Raw genomic sequence first — 16265 nt, forward strand, 5'->3', positions numbered from 1 at the left:
CATGCCGCTTTCCACCAGCTCCAACTTCGCACGCCCCGACGATGCGTTCCGCGCCATTGTCGAGGCGCATCGCGGTCTCACCGAGGAGCAGAGCGCCGATCTCGATTCGGCGCTGGTGCTGATCCTCGCCAACCATATCGGCGATATCGACGTGCTGCGCGAGGCGATCGGGCTGGCGAAGCGCCGCATGATCGACGGCCAGCAACAACAACAGCAACAGCAATAAACCTGTAAGGACGAATTGATGGCGAAGAACTTCGCATCCACCGGCGATCTCTCCGAGAAGAAGATCACCTTCTCCGAGATCGGTACCGATCTCTATGCTTTCACCGCCGAGGGCGATCCGAACACCGCCGTCATCGTCGGCGACGACAGCTGCCTCGTGTTCGACGCGCAGGCGACGCCCGCGATGGCGAACAAGGTGATCGAGCGCGTGCGTGCAGTCACCGACAAGCCGATCAAATATGTCGTGCTGTCGCACTATCACGCCGTGCGCGTGCTTGGCGCCTCCGCCTACAAGGCGCAAGGCATCGTCGCCTCGCAGGAGACGTATCGGCTGATCGAGGAGCGTGGCAAGCAGGACTGGGATTCCGAATACGGCCGCTTTCCACGGCTGTTCCAGGATGCGCAGAGCATCCCCGGCCTGACCTGGCCGACGCTGACCTTCGAAGGCGAGATGACAATTTACCTCGGCAAGCGCGAGGTTCGCCTGATGCAGCTGGGCGCCGGCCACACCTCCGGCGACATCGTCGCCTGGGTGCCGGACGCGGAGGTGATGTTCTCCGGCGACCTGATCGAATATCACTCGGCCTGCTATTGCGGCGATGCGCATCTGCGCGAATGGCCGATGACGTTGAACGAGATCCGCAACTTCAATCCCAAGGCGATCGCGCCGGGCCGCGGCGATGCGCTGAAGGGCACAGCCACGGTGCGCGAGGCCATCGCGATGACGCGCGACTTCGTCACCTCGCTCTATGGCGCGGCCGAGATCTCCGTTGCCCGGGGCCGCACGCTGAAGGAATCGATGGCGGCCACCCGCGAGGTGATGGATCCCAAATTTTCCAGCTTCGCCATCTACGAGCACTGCCTGCCGTTCAACGTGTCGCGCGCCTATGACGAGGCGTCCGGAATAGACGACCCCGTGATCTGGACCGACAAGCGCGACCAGGAAATGTGGGCCGCTTTGCAAGGAGGAGGATAGTCATGAACATCAATACCTCGCCTGACCAGATCATCCGCAGCTCGGCCCAGGTGACGCCGGGCTACATGTCCGGCTTCGGCAACAGCTTTGAGACGGAAGCGCTGCCTGGCGCGCTGCCGATCGGGCGCAACTCGCCGCAGCGCTGCGCCTACGGGCTCTATGCCGAGCAGCTCTCGGGCTCGCCTTTCACCGCGCCGCGCGGCGCCAATGAGCGCTCCTGGCTGTACCGCATCCGGCCCTCGGTGAAGCATTCCGGCCGCTTCGAGAAGGTCGATGCCGGCCTGTGGCGCTCGGCGCCGTGCCATGAATACGAGCTGCCGATCGCGCAGCTGCGCTGGGATCCGACGCCGCTCCCCAAGGAGGATGTCACCTTCGTTGAGGGTGTGCAGACCATGACGACGGCCGGTGATGTCAACACGCAGGCCGGCATGGCCGCGCATGTCTATGTCATCACCAAGTCGATGGTGGACCAGCATTTCTACAATGCCGATGGCGAGCTGATGTTCGTGCTCCAGCAGGGCGTCTTGCGCCTCGTCACGGAGTTCGGCCGCATCGACGCCGAGCCCGGCGAGATCGTGGTGATCCCGCGCGGCGTCAAGTTCCGCGTCGAGATTCCGAATGGCCCGGCGCGGGGATACCTCTGCGAGAATTACGGCGGCGCCTTCACCCTGCCGGAGCGCGGCCCGATCGGCGCCAACTGCCTCGCCAACGCGCGCGACTTCCTCACGCCGGTCGCGAACTACGAGGACAAGGACACGCCGACCGAACTGTTCGTGAAGTGGGGCGGGTCGCTGTTCAAGACCACGCTGCCGCATTCGCCGATCGACGTCGTCGCTTGGCATGGCAATTACGCGCCGTATAAGTACGATCTGCGTACCTTCTCTCCCGTCGGCGCGATCGGCTTCGACCATCCCGATCCCTCGATTTTCACGGTGCTGACCTCGCCGTCGGAGACCGCGGGCACCGCGAATATCGACTTCGTGATCTTCCCCGAGCGCTGGATGGTCGCCGAGAACACCTTCCGTCCGCCCTGGTATCACATGAACATCATGAGCGAGTTCATGGGGCTGATCTACGGCGTCTACGACGCCAAGCCGCAAGGCTTCGTCCCCGGTGGCATGAGCCTGCACAATTGCATGCTGCCGCACGGCCCGGACCGCGACGCCTTCGAGCACGCCAGCAATGGCGAGCTGAAGCCGGTGAAGCTGACCGGCACCATGGCCTTCATGTTCGAGACCCGCTACCCGCAGCGTGTCACTGCGCATGCGGCGGAATCATCGACGCTCCAGGACGACTATGCCGATTGCTGGAACGGGCTGGAGAAGCGGTTCGATCCGAGCCGGCCGTAGTTACTTCGTCATTCCGGGATGCGCCGAAGGCGCAGGCCCGGAATCCATACTCACGATCGTGGTTATGGATTCCGGGCTCGCGCTCCGCGCGCCCCGGAATGACGGCGAAGAAACTGTAAAAAAACATCCGGCAGGAAGCCAATGCCCCACCCCAACGACCTCAGCCTCTGCTCCTTCATCGATGTCGATCCCACCTCCGACTTCCCGATCCAGAACCTGCCCTATGGCGTGTTCTCGGCGAATGGATTGGCGCCGCGCGTTGGTGTCGCCATCGGCGCCTACATTCTCGATCTCCGGGAGCTCGAGCAGGATGGCCGCCTCGATGTCGGGCGGCCGGGGATCTTTGCGGCGGGCAGCCTGAACCCGTTCATGTCGTTAGGCCCGAAAGTGTGGTCGACGACTCGCGCGCGGATCAGCGAGCTCTTGAGGCACGACAATCCCGAACTGCGCGACAATGACGAGTTGCGCAAGCTGGCTCTGGTTCCCATGTCGGCGGCCAAACTGCATCTGCCCTTCACCGTCTCCGGCTACACCGACTTCTACTCCTCGAAAGAGCACGCCACCAATGTCGGCGTGATGTTCCGCGGCAAGGACAATGCGCTGCAGCCGAACTGGCTGCATATGCCCATCGCCTATAACGGCCGCGCATCGACCGTCGTGGTCTCCGGCACGAAGGTGAAGCGGCCGCGCGGGCAGCTGAAGCCGCCGAGTGTCGAAGCGCCGAGCTTCGGGCCCTGCAAGCGGCTCGATTTCGAGCTGGAGATGGGTGTCGTGATCGGTCAGCCCTCGCCGATGGGCGGAATGCTCACAGAGCAACAGGCCGAGGAGATGATCTTCGGTTTCGTGCTGCTCAACGACTGGAGTGCGCGCGACATCCAGCAATGGGAATATGTGCCGCTCGGGCCGTTTCTCGCCAAGGCGTTTGCGACATCGATCAGCCCCTGGGTGGTGACGCGCGAGGCGCTGGAGCCGTTCCGGCTGAAGGGGCCGGAGCAGGAGCCGGTGCCGCTCGACTATCTCAGGCAGACGAAGCCGCAGAACTACGATGTCGCGCTGGATGTATCCTTGCGCGCTGCGGGTGCCAATGCACCCGCCAGCATCAGCCGCACCAATTTCAAGTACATGTACTGGTCCTCGGTGCAGCAGCTCATGCACCACGCTTCCAGCGGCTGCGCCATGAATGTCGGCGATCTCCTAGGGTCCGGCACCATCTCCGGCCCGGAGAAGAACCAGCGCGGCAGCCTGCTCGAGATCAGCTGGAACGGCACCGAGCCGGTCGAGCTGCCCGGCGGCGCCAAGCGCTCGTTCCTGGAAGACGGCGACAGCCTCGTGATGCGCGGCTGGTGCCAGGGCAATGGTTATCGTGTCGGCTTCGGCGAGGTCGAGGGGACGATTCTGCCGGCGGAGTGAAGTTGCTGTCATTCCGGGGCGCGCGTAGCGCGAACTACGGTGCGCGATTGCGCACCTGAGAATCTCGAGGTTCCGGGTCTGGTCCTTCGGACCATCCTGGAATGACGGAAGGACTCACCGCCGCTCCGGCGGCACATCCTTGATCCGGGCGCAATGAGCCGCGACATCCTCCACGCTGTACTTCAGATGCACCCGCTTGTCGGACGGCGCCTGCTTCGCTGTGCAGACCCCCGGCCGCCACTCCTGCGTCGGCCTGATCGGGCGCGGGGCAAAGCCGCCGCCGCAATTCGGGCAGACGTTGAACAGCTTCGCCTCGACGCAATCCGCGCAGAATGTGCATTCATAGGAGCAGATCCGCGCGTCCGTTGCGTTTGGCGGCAGGTCGCGGTCGCAAAATTCGCAGTTCGGCCGAAGCTGGAGGGCCATGTCGAAGCTCCGCACGTGGAGCCGGATCATCGCAGATCGCGCGCGCCGCGCGAATGCCATAGTTCCCTCGATTTCAGCCGGCTCTGATTTCCTTGAGCGGCAGCCGTGAGCTTTCCTTGAGCCTGTCGAGCACGATCGAGGAGCGCACATGCGCCACGCTCTGGTGCGGCATCAAGACGTCGTTGACGAGGTTGGAAAGGCCCTTGAGATCGCGCAGCACGGCTTTCAGCACATAGTCGGCGTCGCCGGTCAGCGAATAGGCCTCCTGGATCTCGTCGATCCGGTTCACCAGCGCGCGAAAACGCTTGGAATTGTCCGGGGAGTGGGTCGCAAGGCCCACCTGGATGAAGGCGATCACGCCGAAGCCGAGCGCCTCGCTGGAGAGGTCGGCATGATAGCCCGCGATCACCTTCTCCTCCTCCAGCCGTATCCGCCGGCGCGAGCATTGCGAGGCGGAGAGGCCAGCGAGCTCGGCGAGCTCCTGGTTGGTGAGGCGGCCGTTGTCCTGGAGTGCGCCCAGGATCTTGAGGTCGAAGGCGTCAACAGGAATCATGCGTCAATCGTCCGTTTCTTGCACAAATCGTGCATAAGGTAGCGAAATCGCGTCCCGTTTGCACGCCCCTTGCGCACCCTATGAAGGATAGTTCCTCCCGGCAGCAAATTGGGAGAACAGCATGGGTCCGTTTCCGCACGATGCACCGCCGGCCACGATCAGCGCCGACAATCCGATGGGCACCGACGGGTTCGAGTTCGTCGAATACGCGCATCCCAATCCGGAAGAGTTGCACGCGCTGTTCAAGCTGATGGGCTATGCGCCCGTCGCGCGCCACAAGACCAGGAAGATCACGGTCTACCGCCAGGGCGACATCAACTATCTCGTCAACGAGGAGCCCGGCACCCACGGCTACGAGTTCGTCGCCGCACATGGCCCCTGCGCGCCGTCGATGGCCTTTCGCGTCGTCGACGCGAAGGCGGCCTATGACCGCGCGATCTCGCTCGGTGCCGAACCTGCCGATGTGCCATCGGCGCAGAAATCTCTCGATGTCCCCGCGATCAAGGGGATCGGCGGCAGCCTGCTTTATCTCGTCGACCGCTACGGCGCCAACGGCTCGGCCTATGATGCCGAGTTCGAATGGCTCGGCGCACGCGATCCGCGGCCGGTCGGCGCCGGCCTGTTCTATCTCGACCATCTCACCCACAACGTTCATCGCGGCCGCATGGACGTCTGGGCCGGCTTCTATGAGAAGCTGTTCAACTTCCGCCAGATCCGCTTCTTCGACATCGAGGGCCGCGCCTCCGGCCTGTTCTCGCGCGCGCTGACCAGCCCGGATGGCAAGATCAGGATTCCGATCAACGAGGACGCCGGCGAGTCCGGCCAGATCGAGGAATATCTGAAGACCTATCGCGGCGAGGGCATCCAGCACATCGCCTGCGGCTGCCGCGACATCTACCGTACCATCGAAGGCCTGCGTGAGGCCGGCCTGCCCTTCATGCCGTCGCCGCCCGACACCTATTTCGAGAAGATCGATGCGCGCCTGCCCAAGCATGGGGAAGACGTCGCGCGGCTCCGGAAGAACGGCATCCTGATCGACGGCGAGGGCGTCGTCGAGGGCGGCCAGACCAAGGTATTGCTCCAGATCTTCTCCGCCAACGCGATCGGCCCGATCTTTTTCGAGTTCATTCAGCGCAAGGGCGACGACGGCTTTGGCGAGGGCAATTTCAAGGCCCTGTTCGAGTCGATCGAGGAGGATCAGATCCGGCGCGGGGTGCTGAAGGTAGGGACGGCAGCGTAGGCGCTGCTTGAGACACACTGTTACGACACAAGAGGTGTCGTCCCCGCGCAGGCGGGGACCCAACCACGGGGAGTAGTTTTGCGCGAGCCGATAACTCCGCGTCTTCGCCCAACTACTTCTGGGATTATGGATCCCGGGCTCGCGCTCCGCGCGCCCCGGGATGACAGCGGAAGTTACTTCGCGGCCTTCCACGCCTTCATCACCGCGCCGATCTCCGCCGCTTCCGGCTCACGCACCGCCGACGGCGTACGCGAAAACCGCGGCGCCGGGGCAGGCTGCTTCACGCCGTGGCGTTCGATGAAGACGTTGCGGGCGACCATGTGCGGATGCTGCGTGGCCTCCGACATGGTCAGCACCGGTGCGAAGCAGATGTCGGTGCCTTCCATGATCTTGCACCAGTCCTCGCGCGTCTTGCTCTTGAACACCGTCTTGAGCTTCTCCTTCAGCGCGGGCCAGGCCTTGGGGTCCATCTGCGCGTCGAAATCGGCGTCGGTGAGACCGGCATGCTCGCGCAGCAGCGCGTAGAATTGCGGCTCGATCGAGCCGATCGAGACGAAATGGCCGCAGGCGCATTCGTAAACGCCGTAGAAATGCGCGCCGCCGTCGAGGAAGTTCTGGTTGCGTCCCTCGGACCAGCGTCCCATCGCGGTCATGTCGAAGAAGAACGACATCAGCGACGCCGCGCCGTCGCACATGGCGGCATCGACGACCTGACCTTTGCCGGACTTCTGCGCCTCCAATAGCGCTGCGAGCACGCCGACGACGAGATAGAGGGCGCCGCCCCCGAAATCGCCGACCAGATTGAGCGGCGGCACCGGCGCCTCCTTCGTGCCGATCGCGGCCAGCGCGCCGGTGATGGAGATGTAGTTGATGTCATGGCCGGCGGCATTCGCGAGTGGGCCTTCCTGGCCCCAGCCGGTCATGCGGCCATAGACCAGCTTGGGGTTGCGCGCGAGCACCAATTCGGGCCCGAGCCCGAGCCGCTCCATCACGCCGGGACGGAAGCCCTCGACCAGGGCATCGGCGCTGGCAAGCAGGTCGAGCACCTGTGCAATCGCGGCCTTGTCCTTGAGGTCGAGCTCGATCACCTTGCGGCCGCGGCCGGCGACGGATTTCATGCTTTTCTTCGCACCGACGCGATCGAGCGTGACGACGTCGGCGCCCATGTCGGCCAGCATCATGCAGGCGAAGGGACCAGGTCCGATGCCGGCGAATTCGACGATGCGAAAGCCCGAGAGCGGGCCGGAGGCGCGGACGGATGAGGTGGGGGCTGATTTATCGAGCACGTTGTTGTTTCCTCGGGTCGCGGGCAGGTGCCGGTGATCCGGCAAACGCCTCACGTTGCTCTTGGGGGCGAGTTAATCGGCTGATTAACTTTTCTCGCCTTCCCGCCAGCGAGGCAAGCGGTTTTCATGCCGCATGGCCAAATAAAAACGGCGCGCACCGAAGTGCGCGCCGCGGAAAATTTGCGTGGAGGCGCTATCAGCGCGCAGCGGCGACCGCGCGCTGGGCCATCACCTTGACGAGATTGGCGCGGTACTCCGCCGTGCCGTGGATATCGGCCAGCAGTCCGTTCGCCGAAATCGCCACGTTGTCGATCGCCGATGGCGACCAGTTCGCTTTCAGCGCGGCTTCGATCGCGGGTACGCGCATCACGCCGCTCTGCGAGGCACCGGTGGCGGCCACCCGAACCTCGCCCGACTTGGTCTGCGCGACGAACACGCCGGTCAGCGCAAAGCGCGAGGCCGGATGCCGCATCTTTTCGTAGCCTGCCTTCGCCGGCACCGGGAATGACACGGCGGTGATGATCTCGCCGTCTTCGAGCGCCGTGGTGAACAGGCCCTTGAAGAAGTCATCCGCCGAGATCGACCGCTTGTTGGTCTTCACGGTGGCGCCGAGCGCGAGCAGCGCGGCCGGGAAATCCGCGGCAGGATCGTTGTTCGCGATCGAGCCGCCGATCGTGCCGCGGTAGCGCACGGCGGGATCGCCGAGCACCGAGGTGAGATAGGCGATCGCAGGAATCGCCTTCTTCACGTCGGCATTCGTCATGATGTCGTAGTAGGTCGTGCCGGCCTTGATGGTCAGCACGTCGCCCGACAGCTCGACACCTTGCAATTCCTTGATCTTGCCGAGGTCGATGACGTCCGACGGTGCGGCAAGCCGCTGCTTCATCACCGGCAGCAGCGTCTGGCCGCCGGCAAGGAACTTCGCCTCGCTGCTCTTGCCGAACAGGCTGACGGCTTCGTCGACCGAGGAGGCGCGATGATAGGTGGTCTGGTACATCTTCGTTCCTCCCTCTTAAGCCGCGTGGACCGTGCGCCACACCCGATCAGGGGTTGCGGGCATTTCCAGATTGTTCTTACCGATCGCGTCCGTGATAGCGTTGATCACGGCCGCTGACGCCCCGATCGCGCCGGCCTCACCGCAGCCCTTGATGCCGAGCGGATTGCCCGGACACAACGTCGTGGTGTGGGAAAGGTTGAACGAGGGCAAATCGTCGGCGCGCGGCATGGCATAGTCCATGAACGAGGCCGTGACCGGCTGGCCGTTGGCATCGTAGATCGCGTGCTCGAGCAGCGCCTGACCGATCCCTTGCGCCAGGCCGCCATGGACCTGGCCCTCGACGATCATCGGATTGATCAGCCGGCCGAAATCGTCGGCCGCGACGAAGTTGACGAAGGAGGTCTTGCCGGTGCCGGGATCGACCTCGAGCTCGCAGATATAGGCGCCGGCCGGGAAGGTGAAGTTGGTCGGGTCGTAGAAGGCGCTCTCCTTCAGGCCCGGCTCCATCCCATCAGGCAGATTGTGCGCGGTGTAGGCCGCGAGCGCGACCATCGGCAGGGCGATCGCCTTGTCGGTGCCGGTCACCTTGAACTCGCCGTTCTCGATGACGATGTCGGCTTCCGACGCTTCCAGCGCATGCGCCGCGATCTTCTTGGCCTTGGATTCCATCTTCTCCATGGCCTTCAGGATCGCAGTAAGGCCGACGGCCGCAGAGCGCGAGCCGTAGGTGCCCATGCCGAACTGCACCTTGTCGGTGTCGCCATGGACGATCGAGACCTGGCTGATCGGAATGCCCAGCCGTTCCGCGACGAGCTGGCAGAAGGTGGTCTCGTGACCCTGGCCGTGGCTGTGCGATCCCGTGAGGATCTCGATGGTGCCGACCGGGTTGACGCGCACCTCGGCCGATTCCCACAGGCCGACGCCGGCGCCCAGGCTGCCGACCGCCTTCGACGGCGCGATGCCGCAGGCCTCGATGTAGCAGGACACGCCGATGCCGCGCAGCTTGCCGTCGGCCTTCGCCTTGGCCTTGCGGGCGGGGAAGCCGGCATAGTCGATCGCCTTCATCGCGGCATCGAGCGAAGCGTTGAAGTCGCCGGTGTCGTAGGCCATGATCACCGGCGTCTGGTGCGGGAACTGGGTGATGAAGTTGCTCCGGCGCAGCTCCGCCGGGTCCACCTTCAACTGCCGCGCCGCCGTTTCCATCAGCCGCTCGATCAGATAGCTCGCCTCAGGGCGGCCCGCGCCGCGATAGGCGTCGACCGGCGTGGTGTTGGTGTAGACGCCGATCACCTCGGCATGGATCGCCGGGATGTTGTACTGGCCCGACAGCAGTGTCGCGTAGAGATAGGTCGGCACCGAGGACGAGAACAGCGACATGTAGGCGCCGAAATTGGCGTAGGTCTTCACCTTCAAGCCGATGATCTTGTTGTTGGCGTCGAACGCCATCTCGGCATGGGTGATGTGGTCGCGGCCATGCGCGTCGGTGAGGAAGGCTTCGGTGCGATCACCCGTCCATTTCACGGGACGCTCGACCTTCTTGGATGCCCACAGCGCCACCATCTCCTCGGGATAGATGAAGATCTTGGAGCCGAAGCCGCCGCCGACGTCGGGGGCGATCACGCGCAGCTTGTGCTCGGGCGCGATGTTGTAGAACGCGGACAGCACGAGCCGGGCGACGTGCGGGTTCTGCGACGTCGTATAGAGAGTGAAGTGCTCCTCCGCCGCGTCGTAATCGGCGATCGCCGCGCGCGGCTCCATCGCGTTCGGGGCGAGACGGTTGTTGGTGACGTCGAGCTTCACCACATTGGCAGCCTTGGCGAAGGCGGCGTCGGTGGCACCCTCGTCGCCGATCACCCAGTCATAGACCTGGTTGCCGGGCGCTTCGGGGTGAAGCTGGGGCGCGCCGGCCTTGATCGCAGCTTGCATGTCGGCGACCGCGGGAAGCTCCTCGTAATCGACGACGACGGCTTCCGCCGCGTCGCGTGCGAGATTCTTGCTCTCGGCGATGACGACGGCGACGGCCTGGCCGACGAAGCGCACCGTCTCGGGCGCCATTGCCGGCCATGCGCCCATCTTCATCGGGCTGCCATCCTTGGAGGTGATGGCCCAGCCGCAGATGAGGTTGCCGACCTTGTCGTCGACGAGCTGCTTGCCGGTGAGCACCGCGACCACGCCCGGCATCTTCAGCGCCGCGGAGGAGTCGATCCCCTTCACCTTGGCGTGCGCGTGCGGGCTGCGGACGAAATAGGCATGGGTCATGCCCGTCAGCTTGATGTCGTCGACGTAGCGGCCCTTGCCGGTAATGAAACGCTTGTCTTCCTTGCGCACGACGCGTGCGCCGATGCCTTCAACACCCATGTCTGGTCCTCCCGACCGGAATTTTTGTTGACCCGCGCTTTCCCTCGAAAGCGGGAGCGGTGATTTCTTGCTTCGCGACGGCCGCTCTATTCGGCCGCCTGCGCGACCTTCATGCGTCCGGCCGCATCCAGCACGGCTTTCACGATGTTGTGGTAGCCGGTGCAGCGGCAGATATTGCCCTCGAGCTCCTGGCGGACGGTGGCTTCGTCGAGCTGGCCACCATGGCGTTGCACGATGTCGATTGCGGACATGATCATGCCCGGCGTGCAATAGCCACATTGGAGGCCGTGATTGTCGCGGAAGGCAGCTTGCATCGGGTGCAGCTCGTCGCCCTTGGCGATGCCCTCGATCGTGGTGATGCTGGCGCCATCGGCCTGCCCTGCCAGCATGGTGCAGGATTTCACCGCACGGCCATCCATGTGCACGACGCAGGCGCCGCACTGGCTGGTGTCGCAGCCGACATGGGTTCCCGTGAGGTTGAGGTGATCGCGCAGGAGCTGGACCAGCAGCGTCCGGTCCTCGACGTCGACAGCAACGGCCTTGCCGTTCACTGTCAGGTTGACTTTAGACACGGTGTAGTCCTCCCGGGATTGATTTTGATTGCTTCTAATTAGAGACAGCGCCCCGGAACTTTGCAACTAGGATTTTGGTCGCCAGCGTCATGGAAAAGTCATTGATCGAGTTCGGCGCGCGACGATTGGGGGGCGGAGCGCCGGGCTGGCGTGGGATGCCAGTAGTCATCTCTATCCAGATCGGTCTTTGGCCGATGAGGCCTAACATCGTGCGGGCCTGCCATATTTACCGCCCCTTATCGATTCTGCCTTAGTTTTGCGCATCCAGGCCGGGGGGGCGGGGCGCCTCCCGATCGCGGCTGAATATAAATGGGGGTGGGAATGTCCGGGCGTATCGCGTCGCCGTCTAAGCGCACACTGTTTCCGACCCTCAGGTTTCGCGCAAAAATCGTTCTCGGCTTCGCCGCCGTTCTGGTGATCTCCGCCGGCAGCATGGCCTTCTCCTATTTCGGCTTCGAGCGGGTCGCCTCCGGGGTCGGATCGTACCGCAGCAGCGTTTCCGAGGCAGATCTCGCCCGCAACATCGATCGCGAGCTGCTCGCCTATCGTTCGGCCGCCAGATATTTCGTTGTCACCGGCAAGGAAGATGACGCCAAGGCGGCGCTGGATGCTGAAGGCAGCCTGAAGAACGCCATCGACCAGGCCGTCAGGGGCGCCAAGAAGCCGGCGCGACAGGAGAGCCTCGACAAGCTTGCCAAGGAGTTTTCCAACTTCTCCGCGACCTTCGCAAAGGTGCTCCAGGCCAAGCGCGACAGTGCGCTGCTGGTGCAGAACCAGCTCAGCCGCAACGCCAACCTCTTGAAATACAAGCTGGACGATATCGGCAACAACGCTTCCGACGCCGAAGCACAGGCGATCGAGTTCGGCACGAAGCAGGTCAACGCCCAGTTCCAGACTGCGAGTGCGGCGGCGACCAATTTCGTGCTGACGTCCGACCAGACGATCGCCACCAGCGCGTTGGCGCGGCTGAAATTCGTCGAGAACTCGCTCAGCGCGGTCTATTCCATGGACGACAAGGTCGTCACCGGCCTGAAGGATGCCAAGGCGCTGCTCGGGGCCTATCGCGAAGCGCTGGAGAAGCTGATCGCCAATGCCAAGCTGGTCGATGATCTCGTCACTGAAATGAGCGGCTCGGCTGGTGCGATCCTGCAAGGAGCGACCACCATGAAGGCGGAGCTCCTCGCCGAACAGCAGCGGCTGGATTCGGAGTCGGAGGCGACCATCGGACAGACCGAGCAAATGGTGCTGATGCTGGCCGTTGGTGGCACGCTGCTCGGCGCGGTCCTCGCCTTTCTGCTCGGCACCGGTATCTCGCGGCCGACGATCGCGATGTGCAAGGCGATGCGCGAGCTCGCGTCGGGCAATTTCGACGTGGTGCTGCCGGGCCTCGGCCGCAAGGACGAGATCGGCGAGATGGCCGGCGCAGTCGAGGAGTTCAAGGTTCAGGCGGTCGCCAAGGCCGAGCGCGACGCCGCCGCCAGCGAGGTCCAGAACCGGGAGCAGGCCGCAAGCCGCCGCGCCGAGCTGATCCGCTTCGCCGATGACTTCGAGAGTGCGGTCGGCGCCATCGTCTCCAACGTCTCGGCCTCCGCCGTGCAGCTGGAATCGGCGGCCTCGACGCTGACCCGCACCGCCGAGACCACGCAGAGCCTGTCGAGCCAGGTCGCCGGCGTCTCCGAGCAGGCGTCGAGCAACATGCAGTCGGTCGCGACCGCGACGGAAGAGCTCTCGGCCTCGGTCGAGGAGATCGGTCGTCAGGTCCGCGATTCCAGCCGCATCGCCGAGGCTGCCGTGGTGCAGGCCAAGGAGACCGACGGCCGCATCGGCAAGCTGTCGCATGCCGCCCAGCAGATCGGCGAGGTGGTCAAGCTGATCACGGCGATTGCCGAGCAGACCAACCTTCTCGCGCTCAACGCCACCATCGAGGCCGCGCGTGCGGGTGAGGCCGGCCGCGGCTTTGCGGTGGTTGCGAGCGAAGTGAAATCGCTGGCGAGCCAGACGGCGAAGGCGACGGACGAGATCTCCTCGCACATCTCGGGCATGCAGGGCGCCACCGCCGAATCGGTTGCCGCGATCAAGGAGATCGGCGCGACCATCGGCCAGATCTCGTCGATCTCGACGTCGATCGCGAGCGCGGTCGAGCAGCAGGGCGCCGCCACCCAGGAGATCGCCCGCAGCGTCCAGACGGTCGCGCAGGGCACCCAGACGGCCGCCACCGATATCGGCGAGGTCAACCGCGGCGCCGCCGAGACCGGCTCGGCCTCGGAAGAGGTGCTGAATTCGGCCAAGACCCTGTCGAGCGAAAGCACCCGCCTGCGCGCCGAGCTCGACCGCTTCATGGCGAATATAAGGGCGGCGTAGGTTCACGGCCTCCGAAGTCCACGCCGTCGCCCACACTCCGCCGTCGTCCCGGACAAGCGCGCCCAAAGCGCGCGTAGATCCGGGACCCATACTCCCAGGGAGGAGTTAGGACGGACGGTGGCAACTCCGAGTCTTCGCCAAACCACTCCCTGTGGCTATCGACCCCGGATCGGCGCGCGCTTTGGGCGCGCTGGTCCGGGACGACAGCGGAGGTTCGGCGGCCGTCAATTTGTAACGGCGGGAGAAAGCGCGCCTTAACGATTCCCTGCGTCGCCTAACCGCCAGTTGCGGCGCCACAAATTTACCACAGCTTATCCTTTGCCCCGTAACGTGCAGAAGAGCCGGGAAGCGGGCTGCTTCCGGGTTGCGCCTGGTTTTCCGCGAATGGAATGGGGTGGGGGAATGTCGGTCAAGTTGAAGTCGAGCAAATCGAAGCTGCCAACGCTGCGCTTTCGCGCAAAAATCATCCTCGGCTTTGTGGCGGTGCTAGCCATCCTCGCCGTCAGCATGGCGTTCGCCTATTTCGGCTTCGAACGAATCGCAGGTGCCGTGGCGTCCTACCGCACCAGCGTATCGGAAGCCGACCAGGCGCGAACGGTCGATCGCGAGCTGGTCGCCTATCAGGGGCTGGCAAGGGCCTATACCCTGACCGGCGCGGCGGATGATGAGACCGCAGCCAAGGCCGCTGAAGGCAATCTGAAGAGCGCGATCGCCAAGTCGATGGCGGCGACGACCGGCGCCGCCCGCCGTGAGCAGGTCGGCAAGCTCGAGGCCGAGTTCCAGAACTTTACGAAAGTCTTCGGCGAGATCATCACGCTGACGCGCGCGAACAACAAGATCGCGGCTGACGAGCTCAACAGTGTCGGCAACAAGATCCGCTTCAAATTCGACGATCTCGCCGATACCGCAGCTCTGGCGGGCCTGAACTCGGTCCAGACCACGGCCAAGGACGTCACCTCGCAATATCTGGCGGTCTCCACCTCGGTCGGCGCCTTCGTGGCCAAGCCGGAGCCGAAGACCGCCGACGGCGTGATCGCCCGCATCAAGTTCCTCGAGACGCTGCTGGTCTCCATCTACGCGAATGACCAGAAGATCACGGACCGCGTCAAGGAGATCGGCGATCTCCTGAAGCAGTATCGCACCTCGTTCGCCAAGCTGAATGACAACGTGAAGGTCATCGTCAAGCTGAACGGCGAGATGACCAAGACGGCCGCGACCATCCTCAAGCTCTCGGCCGAGCTGCGTTCGGATCTGACCGCCGACCAGCAACGCATCGAGGCGAGCGCCAATTCCACCATCGTGGAAACCGAGCAGCTGATGCTGATGCTGGCGCTGGGCGGGCTGGCCGTGGGCACCGTGCTGGCGTTGTGGCTCGGCAATGGCATCTCGGGGCCGATGATCGCGATGTGCAAGGCGATGCGCGAGCTCGCGTCGGGCAATTTCGACGTGGTGCTGCCGGGCCTCGGCCGCAAGGACGAGATCGGCGAGATGGCCGGCGCAGTCGAGGAGTTCAAGGTTCAGGCGGTCGCCAAGGCCGAGCGCGACGCCGCCGCCAGCGAGGTCCAGAACCGGGAGCAGGCCGCAAGCCGCCGCGCCGAGCTGATCCGCTTCGCCGATGACTTCGAGAGTGCGGTCGGCGCCATCGTCTCCAACGTCTCGGCCTCCGCCGTGCAGCTGGAATCGGCGGCCTCGACGCTGACCCGCACCGCCGAGACCACGCAGAGCCTGTCGAGCCAGGTCGCCGGCGTCTCCGAGCAGGCGTCGAGCAACATGCAGTCGGTCGCGACCGCGACGGAAGAGCTCTCGGCCTCGGTCGAGGAGATCGGTCGTCAGGTCCGCGATTCCAGCCGCATCGCCGAGGCTGCCGTGGTGCAGGCCAAGGAGACCGACGGCCGCATCGGCAAGCTGTCGCATGCCGCCCAGCAGATCGGCGAGGTGGTCAAGCTGATCACGGCGATTGCCGAGCAGACCAACCTTCTCGCGCTCAACGCCACCATCGAGGCGGCCCGCGCGGGTGAGGCCGGCCGCGGCTTTGCGGTGGTTGCGAGCGAAGTGAAATCGCTGGCGAGCCAGACGGCGAAGGCGACGGACGAGATCTCCTCGCACATCTCGGGCATGCAGGGCGCCACCGCCGAATCGGTTGCCGCGATCAAGGAGATCGGCGCGACCATCGGCCAGATCTCGTCGATCTCGACGTCGATCGCGAGCGCGGTCGAGCAGCAGGGCGCCGCCACCCAGGAGATCGCCCGCAGCGTCCAGACGGTCGCGCAGGGCACGCAGACGGCCGCCACCGATATCGGCGAGGTCAACCGCGGCGCCGCCGAGACCGGCTCGGCCTCGGAAGAGGTGCTGAATTCGGCCAAGACCCTGTCGAGCGAAAGCACCCGCCTGCGCGCCGAGCTCGACCGCTTCATGGCGAATATAAGGGCGGCGTAGGTTCACGGCCTCCGAAGTCCGCGCTGCCTCATCTCCGCTGTCGTCGCGCGACGAGAGCGGAGTAGCAGACGCCATG

General features: G+C 64.6%; 13 protein-coding genes. 7 read left to right on the plus strand and 6 right to left on the minus strand.

The features are described from left to right. Position 1: 1 nt before the first annotated feature. From ACSHT2_RS22175 to fahA, 4 genes are all read left to right on the plus strand, one after another. On the plus strand, positions 2 to 226 hold the full coding sequence (locus tag ACSHT2_RS22175) for a DUF2783 domain-containing protein (RefSeq protein WP_028178781.1): 225 nt from the start codon (positions 2 to 4) through the stop codon (positions 224 to 226). Between the two features lie 18 nt (positions 227 to 244). Beyond that, positions 245 to 1201 carry an MBL fold metallo-hydrolase gene (locus ACSHT2_RS22180; protein WP_271527678.1) on the plus strand — a complete coding sequence of 319 codons (957 nt, stop codon included), beginning with the start codon at positions 245 to 247 and terminating at the stop codon, positions 1199 to 1201. A gap of 2 nt (positions 1202 to 1203) precedes the next feature. After that, the gene (gene hmgA / locus ACSHT2_RS22185; protein WP_440636539.1) at positions 1204 to 2550 is read left to right on the plus strand and encodes a homogentisate 1,2-dioxygenase; all 1347 of its coding nucleotides are present in this window, start codon (positions 1204 to 1206) and stop codon (positions 2548 to 2550) included. 141 nt (positions 2551 to 2691) lie between these two features. Then, positions 2692 to 3960, plus strand: coding sequence for a fumarylacetoacetase (fahA, locus tag ACSHT2_RS22190; RefSeq protein WP_440636541.1), 1269 nt, complete (start codon positions 2692 to 2694; stop codon positions 3958 to 3960). Positions 3961 to 4074: 114 nt separating this feature from the next. Here fahA and ACSHT2_RS22195 read toward each other — a convergent pair whose 3' ends face one another. Further along, positions 4075 to 4386: a DUF1272 domain-containing protein gene (locus ACSHT2_RS22195; protein ID WP_440636542.1), complete on the minus strand. Its 312-nt coding sequence runs from the start codon at positions 4384 to 4386 to the stop codon at positions 4075 to 4077. Positions 4387 to 4459: 73 nt separating this feature from the next. Next, positions 4460 to 4939 (minus strand): Lrp/AsnC family transcriptional regulator, encoded by a 480-nt coding sequence (locus ACSHT2_RS22200; RefSeq protein WP_440636543.1) that lies wholly within the window; start codon positions 4937 to 4939, stop codon positions 4460 to 4462. A 121-nt stretch (positions 4940 to 5060) separates the two neighbouring features. Between ACSHT2_RS22200 and hppD the strand changes: the two genes are divergently transcribed. Then, entirely contained in the window at positions 5061 to 6179 is a 1119-nt protein-coding gene (hppD, locus tag ACSHT2_RS22205; protein WP_440636544.1) for a 4-hydroxyphenylpyruvate dioxygenase, read from the plus strand. A gap of 173 nt (positions 6180 to 6352) precedes the next feature. Here hppD and ACSHT2_RS22210 read toward each other — a convergent pair whose 3' ends face one another. The 4 genes from ACSHT2_RS22210 to ACSHT2_RS22225 form a co-directional block, all read right to left on the minus strand. Then, the gene (locus ACSHT2_RS22210; RefSeq protein WP_440636545.1) at positions 6353 to 7465 is read right to left on the minus strand and encodes a CaiB/BaiF CoA transferase family protein; all 1113 of its coding nucleotides are present in this window, start codon (positions 7463 to 7465) and stop codon (positions 6353 to 6355) included. A 196-nt stretch (positions 7466 to 7661) separates the two neighbouring features. Continuing rightward, on the minus strand, positions 7662 to 8462 hold the full coding sequence (locus ACSHT2_RS22215; protein WP_440636546.1) for an FAD binding domain-containing protein: 801 nt from the start codon (positions 8460 to 8462) through the stop codon (positions 7662 to 7664). Positions 8463 to 8477: 15 nt separating this feature from the next. Beyond that, a complete protein-coding gene (locus tag ACSHT2_RS22220; RefSeq protein WP_028181082.1) occupies positions 8478 to 10820 on the minus strand; it encodes a xanthine dehydrogenase family protein molybdopterin-binding subunit in 2343 nt (780 codons plus the stop codon). Between the two features lie 86 nt (positions 10821 to 10906). Further along, positions 10907 to 11392: a (2Fe-2S)-binding protein gene (locus ACSHT2_RS22225; protein WP_028181083.1), complete on the minus strand. Its 486-nt coding sequence runs from the start codon at positions 11390 to 11392 to the stop codon at positions 10907 to 10909. A 321-nt stretch (positions 11393 to 11713) separates the two neighbouring features. On the opposite strand from ACSHT2_RS22225, the gene ACSHT2_RS22230 reads away from it, so the two are divergent. Together ACSHT2_RS22230 and ACSHT2_RS22235 are read left to right on the plus strand one after the other, a co-directional pair. Beyond that, positions 11714 to 13753 carry a methyl-accepting chemotaxis protein gene (locus ACSHT2_RS22230; protein ID WP_440636549.1) on the plus strand — a complete coding sequence of 680 codons (2040 nt, stop codon included), beginning with the start codon at positions 11714 to 11716 and terminating at the stop codon, positions 13751 to 13753. Positions 13754 to 14155: 402 nt separating this feature from the next. Beyond that, positions 14156 to 16189, plus strand: a complete 2034-nt coding sequence (locus ACSHT2_RS22235) for a methyl-accepting chemotaxis protein (RefSeq protein WP_440636550.1) — start codon at positions 14156 to 14158, stop codon at positions 16187 to 16189. The last annotated feature ends 76 nt before the right edge of the window (positions 16190 to 16265 follow it).

This window comes from Bradyrhizobium sp. PUT101, from assembly GCF_052043945.1.
In the GTDB taxonomy this organism is placed as follows: Bacteria; Pseudomonadota; Alphaproteobacteria; order Rhizobiales; family Xanthobacteraceae; genus Bradyrhizobium.

Excerpts from the sequence above, each read along its gene's own strand:
- hmgA (WP_440636539.1), top strand. The coding sequence starts at position 1,204 with ATGAACATCAATACCTCGCCTGACCAGATCATCCGCAGCTCGGCCCAG.
- ACSHT2_RS22180 (WP_271527678.1), top strand. The coding sequence starts at position 245 with ATGGCGAAGAACTTCGCATCCACCGGCGATCTCTCCGAGAAGAAGATC.
- ACSHT2_RS22195 (WP_440636542.1), bottom strand. The coding sequence starts at position 4,386 with ATGGCCCTCCAGCTTCGGCCGAACTGCGAATTTTGCGACCGCGACCTG.
- ACSHT2_RS22215 (WP_440636546.1), bottom strand. The coding sequence starts at position 8,462 with ATGTACCAGACCACCTATCATCGCGCCTCCTCGGTCGACGAAGCCGTC.
- fahA (WP_440636541.1), top strand. The coding sequence starts at position 2,692 with ATGCCCCACCCCAACGACCTCAGCCTCTGCTCCTTCATCGATGTCGAT.
- ACSHT2_RS22235 (WP_440636550.1), top strand. The coding sequence starts at position 14,156 with ATGTCGGTCAAGTTGAAGTCGAGCAAATCGAAGCTGCCAACGCTGCGC.
- ACSHT2_RS22200 (WP_440636543.1), bottom strand. The coding sequence starts at position 4,939 with ATGATTCCTGTTGACGCCTTCGACCTCAAGATCCTGGGCGCACTCCAG.
- ACSHT2_RS22220 (WP_028181082.1), bottom strand. The coding sequence starts at position 10,820 with ATGGGTGTTGAAGGCATCGGCGCACGCGTCGTGCGCAAGGAAGACAAG.
- ACSHT2_RS22230 (WP_440636549.1), top strand. The coding sequence starts at position 11,714 with ATGTCCGGGCGTATCGCGTCGCCGTCTAAGCGCACACTGTTTCCGACC.
- hppD (WP_440636544.1), top strand. The coding sequence starts at position 5,061 with ATGGGTCCGTTTCCGCACGATGCACCGCCGGCCACGATCAGCGCCGAC.
- ACSHT2_RS22175 (WP_028178781.1), top strand. The coding sequence starts at position 2 with ATGCCGCTTTCCACCAGCTCCAACTTCGCACGCCCCGACGATGCGTTC.